The sequence below is a fragment of the Actinoplanes sp. NBRC 101535 genome (assembly GCF_030269225.1).
In the GTDB taxonomy this organism is placed as follows: domain Bacteria; phylum Actinomycetota; class Actinomycetes; order Mycobacteriales; family Micromonosporaceae; genus Actinoplanes; species Actinoplanes rectilineatus.
In genome coordinates, this window is record NZ_BSSY01000011.1 from 1 (window position 1) to 14,200 (window position 14,200).

Annotated in this window: 13 protein-coding genes; 8 read left to right on the top strand and 5 right to left on the bottom strand. The window is 69.6% G+C overall.

The genetic code is table 11. From position 1 onward, the window contains the following. Positions 1–1,262 precede the first annotated feature (1,262 nt). On the bottom strand, positions 1,263–2,210 hold the full coding sequence (gene rfbD, locus QSK32_RS27850; protein ID WP_285473576.1) for a dTDP-4-dehydrorhamnose reductase: 948 nt from the start codon (positions 2,208–2,210) through the stop codon (positions 1,263–1,265). Further along, positions 2,210–3,187, bottom strand: coding sequence for a dTDP-glucose 4,6-dehydratase (rfbB, locus tag QSK32_RS27855; RefSeq protein ID WP_285473577.1), 978 nt, complete (start codon positions 3,185–3,187; stop codon positions 2,210–2,212). The genes rfbD and rfbB overlap by 1 nt, the downstream gene beginning before the upstream one ends. Before the next feature lie 46 nt (positions 3,188–3,233). On the opposite strand from rfbB, the gene rfbA reads away from it, so the two are divergent. The 3 genes from rfbA (at position 3,234) to QSK32_RS27870 (ending at position 6,447) form a co-directional block, all read left to right on the top strand. Next, a complete protein-coding gene (gene rfbA / locus QSK32_RS27860; protein ID WP_045747038.1) occupies positions 3,234–4,106 on the top strand; it encodes a glucose-1-phosphate thymidylyltransferase RfbA in 873 nt (290 codons plus the stop codon). After that, positions 4,103–4,696 carry a dTDP-4-dehydrorhamnose 3,5-epimerase family protein gene (locus QSK32_RS27865; protein WP_285473578.1) on the top strand — a complete coding sequence of 198 codons (594 nt, stop codon included), beginning with the start codon at positions 4,103–4,105 and terminating at the stop codon, positions 4,694–4,696. The genes rfbA and QSK32_RS27865 overlap by 4 nt, the downstream gene beginning before the upstream one ends. A 263-nt stretch (positions 4,697–4,959) precedes the next feature. Further along, on the top strand, positions 4,960–6,447 hold the full coding sequence (locus QSK32_RS27870; protein ID WP_045747040.1) for a sugar transferase: 1,488 nt from the start codon (positions 4,960–4,962) through the stop codon (positions 6,445–6,447). Here the strand turns inward: QSK32_RS27870 and QSK32_RS27875 are convergent. Next, entirely contained in the window at positions 6,376–7,314 is a 939-nt protein-coding gene (locus tag QSK32_RS27875) for a helix-turn-helix domain-containing protein (protein ID WP_045747041.1), read from the bottom strand. The genes QSK32_RS27870 and QSK32_RS27875 overlap by 72 nt on opposite strands. 138 nt (positions 7,315–7,452) lie before the next feature. On the opposite strand from QSK32_RS27875, the gene QSK32_RS27880 reads away from it, so the two are divergent. Beyond that, the gene (locus QSK32_RS27880; RefSeq protein ID WP_285473579.1) at positions 7,453–7,866 is read left to right on the top strand and encodes a nuclear transport factor 2 family protein; all 414 of its coding nucleotides are present in this window, start codon (positions 7,453–7,455) and stop codon (positions 7,864–7,866) included. Here the strand turns inward: QSK32_RS27880 and QSK32_RS27885 are convergent. Both QSK32_RS27885 and QSK32_RS27890 read right to left on the bottom strand, forming a co-directional pair. Then, positions 7,863–8,855, bottom strand: coding sequence for a glycosyltransferase family 2 protein (locus QSK32_RS27885; RefSeq protein WP_285473580.1), 993 nt, complete (start codon positions 8,853–8,855; stop codon positions 7,863–7,865). The two genes, QSK32_RS27880 and QSK32_RS27885, sit on opposite strands and share 4 nt — an antisense overlap. Further along, positions 8,852–9,781, bottom strand: a complete 930-nt coding sequence (locus tag QSK32_RS27890) for a WecB/TagA/CpsF family glycosyltransferase (RefSeq protein ID WP_502872566.1) — start codon at positions 9,779–9,781, stop codon at positions 8,852–8,854. Before QSK32_RS27890 ends, QSK32_RS27885 begins: the two co-directional genes overlap by 4 nt. A 6-nt stretch (positions 9,782–9,787) precedes the next feature. On the opposite strand from QSK32_RS27890, the gene QSK32_RS27895 reads away from it, so the two are divergent. Genes QSK32_RS27895 through QSK32_RS27910 form a run of 4 tightly spaced genes read left to right on the top strand, consistent with a single transcriptional unit; the run spans position 9,788 to position 14,126 of the window. Continuing rightward, positions 9,788–10,636 carry a glycosyltransferase family 2 protein gene (locus QSK32_RS27895; RefSeq protein ID WP_052721105.1) on the top strand — a complete coding sequence of 283 codons (849 nt, stop codon included), beginning with the start codon at positions 9,788–9,790 and terminating at the stop codon, positions 10,634–10,636. 1 nt (position 10,637) lies between these two features. Then, entirely contained in the window at positions 10,638–11,960 is a 1,323-nt protein-coding gene (locus QSK32_RS27900; protein ID WP_157411476.1) for a hypothetical protein, read from the top strand. Positions 11,961–11,970: 10 nt separating this feature from the next. Beyond that, positions 11,971–12,762: a hypothetical protein gene (locus QSK32_RS27905; protein WP_285473582.1), complete on the top strand. Its 792-nt coding sequence runs from the start codon at positions 11,971–11,973 to the stop codon at positions 12,760–12,762. Continuing rightward, positions 12,759–14,126, top strand: coding sequence for an O-antigen ligase family protein (locus QSK32_RS27910; protein WP_052721106.1), 1,368 nt, complete (start codon positions 12,759–12,761; stop codon positions 14,124–14,126). Before QSK32_RS27905 ends, QSK32_RS27910 begins: the two co-directional genes overlap by 4 nt. Positions 14,127–14,200: the final 74 nt, after the last annotated feature.

Genomic DNA, 14,200 nt, shown 5'->3' on the forward strand with positions numbered 1-14,200 from the left:
TCGAACTCCAAATACCAGGCCCGCGGACCGAACATCGACCGCCACACCTACAAGGCCACCACCAGCATCAACGTCGTCACCGACGAGCCTTGACGCATGAGCCATCCGCCTAACTGAACGGCGTTGCGGCTAGACATCTTTCGCAGTCAGGGTCTGCCTCTGTGGTGATTTCGGGCGCTCAGTACGCCCGTATTCACCACACCCACAACAGCGTGGTGATTTCGGGCGTCCAGCGCGCCCGTATTCACCACACCACCAGGGGTGTGGTGAATTGGGGCGTCCAGCGCGCCCGTATTCACCACACCGCCACGGGTGTGGTGACTTCGGGCGGCCAGCGCGCCCGAAGTCACCATGCGGATGGGCTTCGCGCCCTGACCACGAAACATGTCTGGCTTTTCCTCAATGCCGTTTAGTTAAAGTTGATCAACGCCGTGACCAGTGCCTATGCGATCCCTTCGCCGTGGCGATCCTCGGCGGTGGTGGTGGTCGCATCAGCGCGGCTCAGTCGTTTGTCGCAGTGCGGGGTCACGTCCAAGGTCAACTTGAAGCTGGGTGGCATGGTGCGATTGCCGGCCGTCGCTCACGGTTGTTTTCGGCTCGCGGATGGACCGCAGCTGACGGCCGGGTCGGTTGAGCCGTCGGCTGCGGCTGTTCAGGAGGGTGGGAATCAGCCGTCGGCGACGGCTCGGGGGCACCCGGCCGTCGCCTGTGGTTGCTTCGGTTGCCGCGGCCGTTGCCTGTGGTCGCTTCGGCTACTCCGGCCGGCTCCCGCGGTTGTTTTCGGATCTCGGGTGGACCGTGGGCGACGGCCGGGGTGTTCGGAACGTCACTCGGCCTCTTCCGATCTCGGCGACGGCTTGGGGGGAGGCCGCGAGTGGCTGAACGGCGCCGACGCACGAGGCGACCGGAGGCGGCGCCCGTCAGGCGTGATCGCATCCGCAGCCGAGTCGACGGTCACGTTCATGATCAACTTCCGTTTAAGTGGTATTGGGCTCGTCCCGGCCGTCGTCCAGGGCTGAGTTGGCGTCCGGAAGGAGCCGTGGGGGACGGCTGGCTGGTCTGGGCCGTCGTCCAGGGCTGGGTTGGCGTCTGGGTGGAGCCGTGGAGCACGGCTGGTGGGGCTGAGCCGTCGTCCAGGGCTGAGTTGGCGTCTGGGTGGAGCCGTGGGGGACGGCTGGTGGGGCTGAGCCGTCGGGCGTGGCTGGCTCGGGGTATGGGTTCGACCGTCGTATACGGCTGGGTGGGGTCTGGGGCGTCGAGGGTCAGGGGCGGAGGGTGGGGAAGGCCTCCTTGAGCATGGTTCGCCAGTGCGGGAGCGGCGACACCGGCGTGGTCGACCAGCGGTCGTGACCCAGCACGCTGTAGGACGGGCGGGGAGCCGGCCGTGGGAACCGGTCGCTGGTCGTCGGGAGGACGCGGGCCGGGTCGAGGCCCGCCTCGGTGAAGACCGCCTGGGCCAGCCCGTGCCACGTGGTCGACCCGGCGGCCGTGCCGTGATAGGCGCCGGCGGGGGCGCGATCGGCCAGGGCGGCGTGTGCCAGCGCCACCGACTGCTGGGCGAGGGCGTAGGACCAGGTGGGCTGCCCCTGCTGGTCGTTGACCACGGTCAGGGTGTCGCGCTCGGCGGCCAGGCGGAGCATGGTGCGGACGAAGTTCGGTCCGTGTGCGCCGTAGAGCCAGGCGGTGCGGATCACGTACCCGCCGGCGGCCAGGACCGCCCGCTCACCCGCCGCTTTCGTCCTGCCGTACGCGTTGACCGGCGCGTAGGGCGTGTCCTCGGCGTACGGGCTGGTGGCGGTGCCGTCGAAGACGTAGTCGGTGGAGAAGTGGATCAGGCGGGGGCCGGCCGCGGCGGCGAGGACCCGGACGGCTTCGGCGTTGACCGCGGCGGCGGCCCCGGGGGAGGTCTCGGCGCCGTCCACGTCGGTCCAGGCGGCCGTGTTGAACACGACGTCCGCTCCGGCGACGGCGTCGCGGACGGCTGCGGGGTCGGTGATGTCCAGTTCGGCCCGCGTCGTCGCGATCACCTCGAGCCGGCTGTCCGTGGAGGTGGCGGATGTGGGGGCGGCGGATGTGGGAGTGGGGGATGTGGGGGCGGCGGATGTGGGAGTGGGGGATGTGGGAGTGGGGGATGTGGGGGTGGGGGAGCCGAGGACTGCGTGGAGGTCGCGGCCCAGCATCCCGCCCGCGCCGGTGATCAGCCAGCGCATCAGAGGCCGGCCCGGGCCTTCAGCGGTTCCCACCACGGGCGGTTGTCGCGGTACCACTGGACGGTGCCGGCGAGTCCCTGTTCCAGCGGGACCCGCGGCGCGTACCCCAACGTGGTCTTGATCTTGGAAATGTCGAGGGAGTAGCGCCGGTCGTGACCCAGGCGGTCGCCGACCGGGCGGACCATCTCCCAGCCCGCGCCGCACGCCTCCAGGAGACGCCCGGTCAGCTCCTTGTTGCTCAGCTCGGTGCCGCCGCCGATGTGGTAGACCTCGCCGGCCGCGCCCTTCTCCAGGACGAGCTGGATGCCGCGGCAGTGGTCGTCGACGTGCAGCCAGTCGCGGATGTTGCCGCCGTCGCCGTAGAGCGGGACCGGCTTGCCGTCCAGCAGGTTGGTGACGAAGAGCGGGATGACCTTCTCCGGGAACTGGTGCGGGCCGTAGTTGTTGGAGCATCGGGTGACGACGACGTCCATGCCGTGGGTGCGGTGGGCGGCGAGGGCGAGCAGGTCGGAGCCGGCTTTGGAGGCCGCGTACGGCGAGTTGGGCGAGAGCGGCCACGACTCGGTCCACGAGCCGTCGGCGATGGAGCCGTAGACCTCGTCGGTGGAGACGTGCACGAAGCGGGGGACGCCGACGTCGCGGGCGGCGTCCAGGAGGACCTGGGTGCCGAGGACGTTGGTGGCGACGAAGGGGACGGCCCCGGCAATCGACCGGTCGACGTGCGATTCCGCCGCGAAATGGACTATCGCGTCATGTCCCGGGAGGATCTCCCGGAGTAATCCCGCATCGGATATGTCGCCTTCGACGAAGGTCAGCCGAGAATTCTCCGCGGGAAGGTTCGCGCGATTTCCGGAATAGGACAACAGATCCAGAACGGTCACGTCGGCCCCGGGCGCGCCGGGGTATTCGTCCTGCAGGAGAGCCCGGACGTAGGCTGAACCGATGAAGCCGGCGCCGCCGGTCACGAAAATCCGCACGGGTGTCGAGTGTAGACGAACGTCGTGATCTGTTTAGTCTCCTCTGGTGCGTGGAATCCTGCTCGCCGGTGGCACCGGCTCGCGACTGTGGCCGATCACGATGGCCATGTCGAAACAGCTCATGCCGATTTTCGACAAGCCGATGATCTACTATCCGCTGACCACGCTGATATCCGCCGGGATCAGGGAGATCCTGGTGATCACGACACCGGAGGACCAGCCGCAGTTCCAGCGCCTGCTGGGCGACGGGAGCCGCCTCGGCCTGCGTCTGGAGTACGCGTCGCAGCCCCGCCCGGAGGGCATCGCGCAGGCGTTCCGGATCGGTGCGGAGTTCATCGGGGACGAGCCGGTCGCGCTGATCCTGGGCGACAACATCTTCCACGGTACGGGTCTGGGCCGGCAGTTGTCCCGGTTCCGGGAGCCGGCCGGTGGCCGGGTGTTCGCGTACCCGGTGGCCGACCCGGAGCGGTACGGCGTGGTCGAGTTCGACGCCGGCGGCCGGGTGCTGTCGATCGAGGAGAAGCCGGAGCGGCCGAAGTCCACCTATGTCGTCCCGGGCCTGTACTTCTACGACGCCGACGTGGTGCGGATCGTGGAGAAGCTGGAGCCCAGCGCGCGCGGCGAACTGGAGATCACCGCGGTGAACGAGGAGTATCGGCGGCAGGGCCGGCTCGGCGTGACCGTCCTGGACCGGGGCACGGTGTGGCTGGACACCGGGACGTTCCAGTCGATGGTGCAGGCCTCGGAATACGTGCGGGTGATCGAGGAGCGGCAGGGCTTGAAGATCGGCTGTGTCGAGGAGGCGGTCTGGCGGCTCGGCCTGATCGGCGACGAGCACCTGCGTGACCTGGCCGGACCGTTGCGCAAGAGCGGTTACGGGGACTACCTGCTGCGCCTGCTGGACGGTGGCCTGCGATGAAGATCCGTCCGCTCGGCATCGCCGGTTCCTTCGAGGTCACCCCGGTGCAGCACGGTGACGCCCGGGGCTCGTTCCTGGAGTGGTACCGCTTCGACCATCTGGCCGCGGCCGTCGGCCATCCGCTCGACCTGGCGCAGGCGAACCTGTCCACCTCGGCCCGGGACGTGGTGCGCGGTGTGCACTTCGCCGACGTGCCGCCCGGTCAGGCGAAGTACGTGACGTGTGTGAGCGGCGCGGTGCTCGACGTGGTGGTGGACATCCGGGTCGGCTCGCCCACGTTCGGCCTGTGGGAGGCGGTGACGCTCGACGACACCGACCGGCGGGCGGTGTATCTGGCCGAGGGGCTGGGGCACGCCTTCTGCGCGCTGACCGAGGGGGCGACGGTGGCGTACCTGTGCTCGTCGACCTACCGTCCCGGCCACGAGCACGGCATCCATCCGCTCGATCCGGAGCTGGGTATCACCTGGCCGGCGGTGCCGCTGCTGTCCGGGAAGGATGAGTCGGCCCCGACGCTGGCGCAGGCGCGCGCGGCGGGCCTGCTGCCGAGTTTCGAGGCCTGCAACAGTTATGTCGAAAGCAAATTCGTCTGATTGGCGACAGTCAATCGTGACTCCTGGCCTGTTGACCGCCCGCCAACAGGCACGATAAAGACTGCTGTCCGATGAGGACAGTCAACTGAGGCCCCCATCCACCGAATCGTCATTCCTGTCGATCGGAAAGCTGTAGCGGTCCGTGTGGGAGCGTGTGCACTCTGTTTCATGTCCCGCGTGTTTCTGCGACGGGATCATGGTCCGTCATGTCGGTTAAAACGGACAAACGCATTGATCGCAGCAAATACTGTGGGGGCACAGGCGTGCAGACGATCGACTCCGTCTCGACGGTCGACCTCAGCGAAGCGGCACAGCGACTCAAGGAACCCAACCGGGCACCCGGGACCCGTATCGGCTGGCAGAGCCGGTACTCCCTGACCCTCTACCTGCTCGATTTCACGGTCGGCTTCTCCGCCGCGTCCTGGGCGCTGATCCTGCGCTTCGGACCCGCGGGGGCGGGACCCCACCTGCCGGGCTACCTGCTCCTCACGTTCCTGTTCCCGGTCGCGTGGATGGCGTGCCTCGCCGTGAATCGCGCCTACGAGCCGCGGCACCTGTTCGTCGGAACCGACGAGTATGCCCGGGTATTTCGTGCCGGATTGGCGCTCACCGCTCTCATCGCTATTGTTTCCTTCGGGTTCGACCTGCGTTTGGCGCGGGGATACGTGCTCATCGCGATGCCGCTGGCCGTCGCCGTCGGCATCGGGGCGCGATATGTGTTCCGGCAGCGCCTGCACCGTTCCTGGGCGAGCGGCAACCGCCTCCAGCGGGTCATTCTGGTGGGCCACGAGAACGCCGTCGCGGACATGACCCGCAGGTTGCGCCGGGAGCGGTACCACGGCCTCGGGGTGATCGGCGCGTGCCTGCCGCCCGGGCCCGGCCGGACCGATTTCGTTCCGGGCATGCCCCCGGTCTACGGCACCTTCGACACGGTCGGCACCGCCGTCGGGCGCTCCGGCGCGGACACCGTGGTGGTGCTCTCCTGCCCGGAGATCGACGGCGCCGCCCTGCGCCGCCTCGCCTGGGAACTCGAGCGCGACGACATCGACCTGATCGTCGCCAGCACCCTGGTCGACGTCGCCGGGGACCGCACCACCATCCGCCCGGTCGACGGCCTGCCGATGCTGCACGTCGAACATCCCCGCCTCAAGGGCAGCGCCCGCCTGATCAAAGCGGCCTTCGACCGGATCGGCGCACTGATCCTGCTGACCCTCAGCTCACCGCTGCTGGCCGTGGTCGCGACACTGGTCGCACTGGGAGGCGGACAGGTGATCTTCCGTCAGGAACGGGTGGGCAAGGACGGACGGCCGTTCACGCTCTACAAGTTCCGCACCATGGTCGTCAACGCCGAGGCCCGGCTGACCGAACTGCGCAACCTCAACGAGACCGACGGCGAACTGTTCAAGATGCGCAAGGACCCGCGGGTCACACCGGTCGGCCAGTGGCTGCGCCGGTTCTCCCTCGACGAACTGCCGCAGCTGGTCAACGTGCTGAAGGGCGACATGTCACTGGTCGGCCCACGGCCGCCACTGGCCCGCGAGGTGGCCGGTTATCCGTCGGACATGCTGCGCCGGCTGGTGGTCAAACCCGGACTGACCGGCCTGTGGCAGGTGTCCGGACGCTCCGACCTGAGCTGGGAGGAGTCGATCCGGCTCGACCTCACCTATGTGGAGAACTGGTCACTCGCCATGGACCTCGCGATCCTGGCCCGCACCGCGAGCGCCGTCGTCCGCAGCTCCGGGGCGTACTGAGGCGGCCGGGGCGGCGGGGGCGGCCGGGGCGGACCAGCTGGCGAGCAGTTTCAGGCTGTCGTCGGCGGCGGTGCCGGGGGCCGCGCTGTAGACGCACAGCTGCAGGCCGCTGTCGTCCGGCAGGGTCATCGTCTCCTGGTCGAGTTCCAGGTCGCCGACCAGGGGATGGGTGAGGCGTTTGGTGCTCTCCCGGAAGACGTGCACGTCCTGCGATCCCCAGAGCACGCGGAACACGTCGCTGCGGGTGGACAGCTCACCGATCAGGTTCGACAGGTCCCGGTCGTACGGGTTGCGGGCCGCCTCGACGCGCAGCGCGCCCACCGCGAACCGGGCCATCAGGTCCCAGTCGGTGAAGAACCGCCGGGCAGCGGGGTGCAGGAACCCGAACCGGGCGACGTTCGCCCCGCAGGCCGGGTCGGCGAACATCTCCGCGTAGAGGGCCCGGCCCAGCGGGTTCGCGACCAGCATGTCGAGGCGGTTGTTCATCACGTAGGCGGCCATCCCCGGCATGCCGTCGACGATCCGGGCCACGCTCGGCCGTACCGCCGGCCGGGCCGCCCGCTGACCGGCCTGTCTCCTGGCGCCCGGGCCGGCGGCGCGGGCCAGGTCGTACAGGTACATCCGCTCGGTGGCGTCCAGCCGCAGCGCCCGGGCGAGGGCGTCCAGCACGCTGTCCGAGACGCCCTGCAGGTTGCCGCGTTCCAGGCGCGTGTAGTACTCGACGCTCACCCCGGCCAGCGTGGCCACCTCACCCCGGCGCAGCCCGGGCACCTGCCGCCGGCCGTAGACCGGCAGACCCGCCCGCTCGGGGGTGACCCGGTCACGCCGGGAACGGAGGAAGGCGCTGGCCGCGTCCCGGTTGTCCATGATCAAAGAATAGGCGCGCCCCGCGCGGGTGGGGGGTCCCTGCCGGTACCCCTCGTGGCAGAGGCTCCCCGGTCGCCGCCGGTTGCCGTTGCATGGTGCCTGTCCCGATCACCGGGGCCCGACGAAAGGCACTTCACCATGAGCAACCAGATCGCAAGCCCCGCCGATGTCGTCCGTGAGCTGTACGGCGCGCTGGCCCAGGGCGACGTGCCGGGCCTGCTGGAGCGGCTCGACCCGGACGTGATCGTCGACGAGCCGGCGCAGCTCCCCTACGGCGGTGTGCACCGGGGACGCGACGTGTTCGTGCAGGCGATCCTGGGCGCGATGATGGGGTACGCCGAGGTCGCCATCACCGCCGCCGACGTGTTCGAGGGCCCGGCCGGTGTGGTCGGCACGCTGACCGGGACGCTCACCGCCCACACCACCCGTGAGCAGTTCCCGTTGACCATGGTCGAGATCCACGAGGTCGTGGACGGCACGATCCGCAAGATCGACGTCTACACGAAGAACCCGCACGAGCTGGCCGCGTTCTACGACCGGGCGAGCGTTTAGCGGCTGCCCGGCAGGAGGCTCTGGGCGGTCAGGGGTGACAGCGGCGGGCGCGGCTCGTCGACCGGCGGCCAGCCCTGCGACCACACGTCGCGGTCGCGCCAGATCGACGGCCAGTCGACGGCGCGGTCGCGGCCCCGGCCGCGGAGGGCCTGCCCGAAGGCGCGGAGGGCGACGCCGGCCGCCATCAGGGTGATAGCGGTGCGGGCCCGCCACGGGGTCCAGTGCCGCCGGACGTACGTGGACTTGCCGCGCAGGATCTTCAGCCGCTGGCCGGAGGAACTGGAGGACGCGCCCCCCACGTGGATCACGGTGGCCTGCGGGACGACGACCGGGCGTGCGCCCAGCTCGGCCGCCCGGGTGCAGAGGTCGATGTCGTCGCTGTACAGGAAGAACTGCGGGTCGAAGCCGCCCAGGCGTTCGAAGAGTTTGCGCTGGATCAGCATGCAGCAGCCGGACACCGCGGGGACCACGCGCACGCTGCGCCGATCGTACCCGGGAAGGCCCTCGGGGTTGGTCAGCGCGCTGCGCGGGAAGAGCGTCGACAGGCCGGTCGCGAATCCGAGGTATCCCCGCAGGGTGGGCAGACCCCAGGCGCAGAACATGTCGTCGGTGCCGTCGGGGTGCAGCGTGCGGCCGGTGTAGAGGCCGTGCCGCGAGTGCTTGCGGGCGAACCGGCCCAGTTCGGCGACCGGGTTGCCGACCGGCGCCGTGTCCGGGTTGAGGAACAGCAGGTGGGTGCCGTCGGTGGCGACCGCGCCGCGGTTGATCGCGCGGCCCCACCCGACGTTCTCCGGCAGCCGGATCAGGCGCACACCCGGGAACTCGCCGGCGATGGCGTCCGCCGATCCGTCGGCCGACGCGTTGTCGACCACTGTCACGTCGAAGGCGACATCGGGGGTACGACTCGCGTCGAGCTCCCGCAGGCAGCGGCGGGTGAGCTCGCTGGTGTTGTACGAGACGATGACGACCGAGATGTCGGGGCGGGTCACGGGGTGGCCTTTCGGGTGTGGAGACGGTCGAGGGCGCTGCCGGCGAGCAGGCGCAGCGCGAACGGGGCGTCGTCGATCAGGTAGCGGCGCATCAGCCGGCGAGGTTCTCCGGCGAGGCGGTGCACCCACTCGAGGCCGGTGCGCTGCATCCAGCCGGGGGCCCGCGAGTGCACGCCGGCGACGAAGCCGATCGCCGCGCCGCAGCCCAGGAACCAGGTCCGCGGGAGCAGCGGGCGCAGCCGGGCGATGACCCGCTCCTGTTTCGGGAAGCCGAGGCCGACGAAGACCAGGTCCGGGGCGGCCGCGGTGACCGTGTCGCAGACCTGCTGGAACCCGCCGGGGTCGGTGTCGAAGCCGAACGGCGGGCTCAGGTGGCCGGCGATCCGGATGCCGGGGAAGCGGGCGCGCAGCGCGTGGTCGGCCCGCGTGGCGGTGCCGGGCTCGCCTCCCAGCAGGAAGACGGAACGCCCGGCACCGGCGGCGGCCGCGGAGAGGCTCCAGATCAGGTCGGAGCCGGCGACCCGGGCCGGCAGGGGAGTGCCGGCGATCCGGCTCGCCCAGACCAGTGGCTTTCCGTCCGCGACAACGATTGACGACGATGTCACATGACGGCGTGAATCAGCATCTCGCACCACTCGATGCAGAATGTCCACATTGGGGGTGATGATTTGCCCGCCGTTACCCGCCCGCCAGCTGCCCGTCACTTGATCAATTACCTCGGGTTCGGTGATGCGATCAAAGTGGACACCGGCTAGTAGGATGCGATTTCGCTGCTGGGCAGGCTTCTCCCGAGACGCCTTCACATCTTGCAACTTAGCGTGCAATCCGATGTGGACAAGGGCACTATCGGCCGCGAAGCCTGTCAACAAAGCGATACTTCCTCGTCCTTTCGACCGGTTGTCCCGGCCTTGCTCCCGCGAAAGCATCACGACGTGCGAATTAGCGTCATCATCCCGGCTTTCAACGAGGAGGCGGGCATCGCCGCCGCCGTGAACGCATTGACGGAGGACGCTGACCTGGAGATCGTCGTGGCCGCCAACGGCTGCACCGACCGGACCGCGGAGGTCGCCCGCGCCTGCGGGGCGCGGGTCGTGGAGGTCGCCGCGGCGTCCAAGACCGCGGCGCTCAACGCGGCCGACGCGGTCGCCACCGGCGACGTGCGGATCTATCTCGACGCCGACGTGCCGGCCCGCCCGGCGCTGCTGCGGGACCTGGCCGCGGCGGTGGCCGAGCCGGGGATCGAGGCGGCGGTGCCGCGCCCGGCCGTCGACACCTCCGGGAGCACCTGGCCGGTGCGGGCCTTCTACGCGATCAACTCCCGCCTGCCGGTCTTCCGGGGGCGGCTGTTCGGGCGCGGGGTGATCGCGGTGAGCACGCGGGCCCGGTCCCGGTTCGCCGGGTTCCCCGACCTGACGGCGGACGACATGTTCCTGGACGCCGTGGTGGCCCCGGGGGAGAAGGCCGAGATCGGGGTGCCGGTGCGGGTGGTGGCACCGCGGACGCTCGACGAGCTGGTCCGGCGGGTCGCGCGGGCGCGGGACGGCAACGCGGAGTTCCAGCGGTTCCGGCAGTCGGCCCCCGCGGGGGTCGCGCTCGTCGCGCCGGAGCCGGACGCCACGTCGTGGCTGCGTGACGTGGTGCTGCGGCGGCCGTGGCTCGGCCCGGCGGCGGTGGTCTACGTGGCCGTGGTGCTGCTGGCCGAACGCCGCCGGCGGTCGGCTTCCTGGGACGTGCGGTCCGGGTGGGGACGCATCCCGGCGCAGCGGTCGCCGAGGGACTGACGTGGACAAGAGGATCATTCCGGTGCTGGTGGCCGGGGTCGCGGTGGTCGCGTCGGGGACTTTCTTCGTGCAGTCGCGGGCTTCGGACGTACCCGACAACGTTTTTGAGTCTCCTTCTATTGAAATTTCGGAGATGTCGGAACTGGGACGGGTGGCGTGGGAAGGCGGACCGTCCTACTACTCGCGCTTCGCCAAGGCGAAGGACTGGGACGATCCGGACTTCTTCCCGATCGGCGTGTGGTACGAGGGTGTCTACACCCAGGAGGAGCTCGACAGGGACAAGGCGGTCGGCCTCAACACCTACGTGATGCTGACCAAGGACTCCGACCTCGACCTGATCGAGCGCAACGGCATGCACGCGATGACCGGCGACGCACGCGCCGATTCCGGCGACGAGACCACCGCCTGGATCATCAACGACGAGGTCGACATGTGGGGCGGCGCCGGGACCGGCACCTGGACCGGCAAGTATCCCGGCGAGGGTCATCCGTGCACCTCCGGGCAGTACGACTGCGGCTTCGACGTGATGAAACGCCTCTCCGCCGAGCTGCCCACCGGCGACGGCCGGATGCGGTATGCGAACTTCGGCAAGGGCGTCGTGTTCTGGCAGGGCGACGACGCGGCCGGCCGGTTCGTCAACGACTGGACCACCGTCGTCTCCAACGACGTGTACTGGTACACCGACCCGAACGTCTGCTACTCGGCCTCCGAGGGCCCGGCGATCGGTGTCCCGGAGAACGCCTGCCGGCGTTCCGCCAATTACGGCCTGACCATGGACCGGATGCGCGAGCTTGACGCTCGGGATGGCAAACGCCAGCCGATCTACGCGTTCGTCGAGGTGGGCAGGCCGTTCGAGGATGCCACCGCGCCGACGATCACACGGGACCAGATCGCCGGCGCGGTGGTCAATTCACTGATCCACGAGGCGCGCGGGATCCTCTACTTCAACCACAACTTCAGTGGCGACTGCGTGTCGCAGCACGTGCTGCGGGACGCCTGCGGCGCGGCGGTGCGGCCCGCGGTCACCGAGTTGAACAGGCGGATCACCGGCCTGGCCCCGGTGCTGAACACCCAGTCGTACGCGTGGAGGTTCAACCCGCGGCTGGACACCATGCTCAAGGAACACGACGGGTCGTACTACGTGTTCGCGATGCCGAGCCGGTTCGGCGGCACCGGTGAGCAGAGGCTGACGCTTCCCGGCGGCGTCGCCGCGACGAACGCGACCGTTCTCTTCGAGGACCGGACGGTGTCCATCGAGAATGGTGCCATCATCGATACGTTCGCCGAGGAGTACTCCTACCACATCTACAAGATCAGCCGGTGAAAGGGCAGACGTGGACTTTTGGGACCTCACCAAGCTGATGTTCCGCCGGTGGTACGTCTCGGTGCCCGCGTTGCTGATCGCGGTCGCGGTCACCCTGTTCGTCGCGACCCGCGTCGAACCGGACTACGTGGCCACCAGTTACGTGCAGCTGGTGCCGCCGGCGATCACGCCGAAGGCCGCCGACGAGACCAAGGCGAGCGCCCGCAACCCCTGGCTCGACCTGGGACTGGCGTCGCTGACCAAGGCCGGCATGATCGCGACCCAGGACCAGAGGAACGTGAAGGCGCTCAAGAGCGCCGGGTTCAGCGACGACTTCACCATCACCCAGGACCCGCAGCTGCCGATCCTGACCGTCGAGGTGATCGGCGACACCGAGGTGCAGTCGACGCAGACCTCCGAACAGCTGATCAAGCGATTCACCGAGAGCGTGGCCGCGCTGCAGGACGAGTACGGCGCCCCCGGCGAGCAGATGATCACGGTGCGGCGGCTGGACCTGGGGGACAACGTCGAGGAGTCGACGTCGAAGGTGAAACGGGCACTGATCGCGGTCGCCGGCGTGGGTGTGCTGCTCACCGTGGCGTTGACCGTGGCGATCGACGCCTGGATCCGGCACCGCAGGAAACGTCCCGCGTCCGGTGAACCGGCTCCGGAACCCCCGTCACCCGCCGAGGGCCCGGGCGAGAAGACCGCCAGGATCCCGGTCTCCGCGGCGGGTGCGGCACCGGTCAAGGTGGCCAGCATCGAGGACACCATCGTGCTGCCGCCCTCGTGGAAGGACCGCGACCGGAGCACGAGCCCTTGAGCCTGTCGCTGCACCCGGCGGACCTCGACCCCACGCTGGTCGCCGACCGCACCTACGCGACCCGGCGGCGCTTCACCCGGATCGACGCGGCCGGCCTGCTCAGCATCCTGATCGTGCTGCTGATGCTGATTCCGGCCCGGCTGATCCTGCCCGCGCTCAGCGACGTCGGACGGCCCGCGGTGCTGCTCGGCCTCGGCCTGTGGTGCTGGTGGGTGCTGGTCCGGTTCAGCCCCCGGCTGATGGTCGGCGGGCCACAACCCCTGCGGTGGGCGGTCCTGATCTACATGGTCGCCCTGCTCATCTCGTACGCCGCCGGCTACTGGCGCGGCCTGTCCGCGATGGAGGCGAACGGCGCGGACCGGGCGATCCTGGCCGCGCTCGCCTTCACCGGGGTGATCCTGACCGGTGCCGACGGCATCCCCAACTGGGCCCGGCTGCGCGGGGTGCTGAAGACGCTGGTGTGGTGCGCCGGGATCGTCGGTTTCCTCGGCCTGGTGCAGTTCGCCTTCTTCTTCGACTTCACCCAGTACATCGTGGTGCCCGGACTCTCCTCGAACGGGGTGGAACCGGGCTTCGAGTGGCGCGGCGGGGCGATCCGGGTCGCCAGCACCATGACGCACTACATCGAGTTCAGCACCGTGATGGCGATGACGCTGCCGTTCGCCATCCACTTCGCCCGGTTCGCGCCGACCCGGCTGGGCCGCCAGGTGTTCATGCTGGTGGCGCTGGTGGTAGCGGCCGCGATCCCGGCCACCGTGTCGCGCACCGGGTTCGTCGCGGTCGGCCTGGCCGTGCTGGTGATGATCCCGGTATGGGGCTGGCGGATGCGGTACAACATGGCCGTCGTCGGCGTCGGCCTGCTCGCCGGTCTGCTGGTGATGAAACCGACGCTCGCCAACACCCTGATCGGGCTGTTCGCCGGGGCCGGCGAGGACACCAGCATCACCGCGCGCACCAAACGGTACGAGATGGTCGGCTACTACTTCACCCAGCGCCCGTGGTGGGGACGCGGCACCGGAACCTGGATCTCGCCGCAGTACCAGTTCCTGGACAACCAGTGGCTGGCGCAGGCGCTGAGCACCGGGGTGGTGGGGGTCGCCGCGCTGGCCGGCCTGCATCTGACCGCGATCGGACTCGCGGCGGTGTCGATGCGGCGCGCGATCACGCCCGCGGACCGGGATCTGTGCGCGGCGCTGATCGCCACGCAGGTGATCGCGCTGGTGGTGGCGGCGTTCTTCGACTCGTTGAGCTTCAGCACGTACGCGATGGTGCTGGCCCTGATGATCGGGCTGACCGGGGCGGTCTGGCGGATGACGCACCCGGCGCGGATCGTGCGGACGACCGTCTCCCGTCGTTCGGCATAGGCGGTTCCGTCGTTCGGCATAGGCGTGTGTCGAACTGACGACAGTGGACAGTGCCCGAACAGGTGAGCACGCAG

Bases quoted from the DNA above. Each gene is read 5' to 3' on its own strand.
- QSK32_RS27880 (WP_285473579.1), top strand. From the start codon at position 7,453: ATGAGCAACCAGATCGCAAGCCCCGCCGATGTCGTCCGTGAGCTGTAC.
- rfbD (WP_285473576.1), bottom strand. From the start codon at position 2,210: ATGCGCTGGCTGATCACCGGCGCGGGCGGGATGCTGGGCCGCGACCTC.
- QSK32_RS27890 (WP_502872566.1), bottom strand. From the start codon at position 9,781: ATGCTTTCGCGGGAGCAAGGCCGGGACAACCGGTCGAAAGGACGAGGA.
- QSK32_RS27875 (WP_045747041.1), bottom strand. From the start codon at position 7,314: ATGGACAACCGGGACGCGGCCAGCGCCTTCCTCCGTTCCCGGCGTGAC.
- QSK32_RS27865 (WP_285473578.1), top strand. From the start codon at position 4,103: ATGAAGATCCGTCCGCTCGGCATCGCCGGTTCCTTCGAGGTCACCCCG.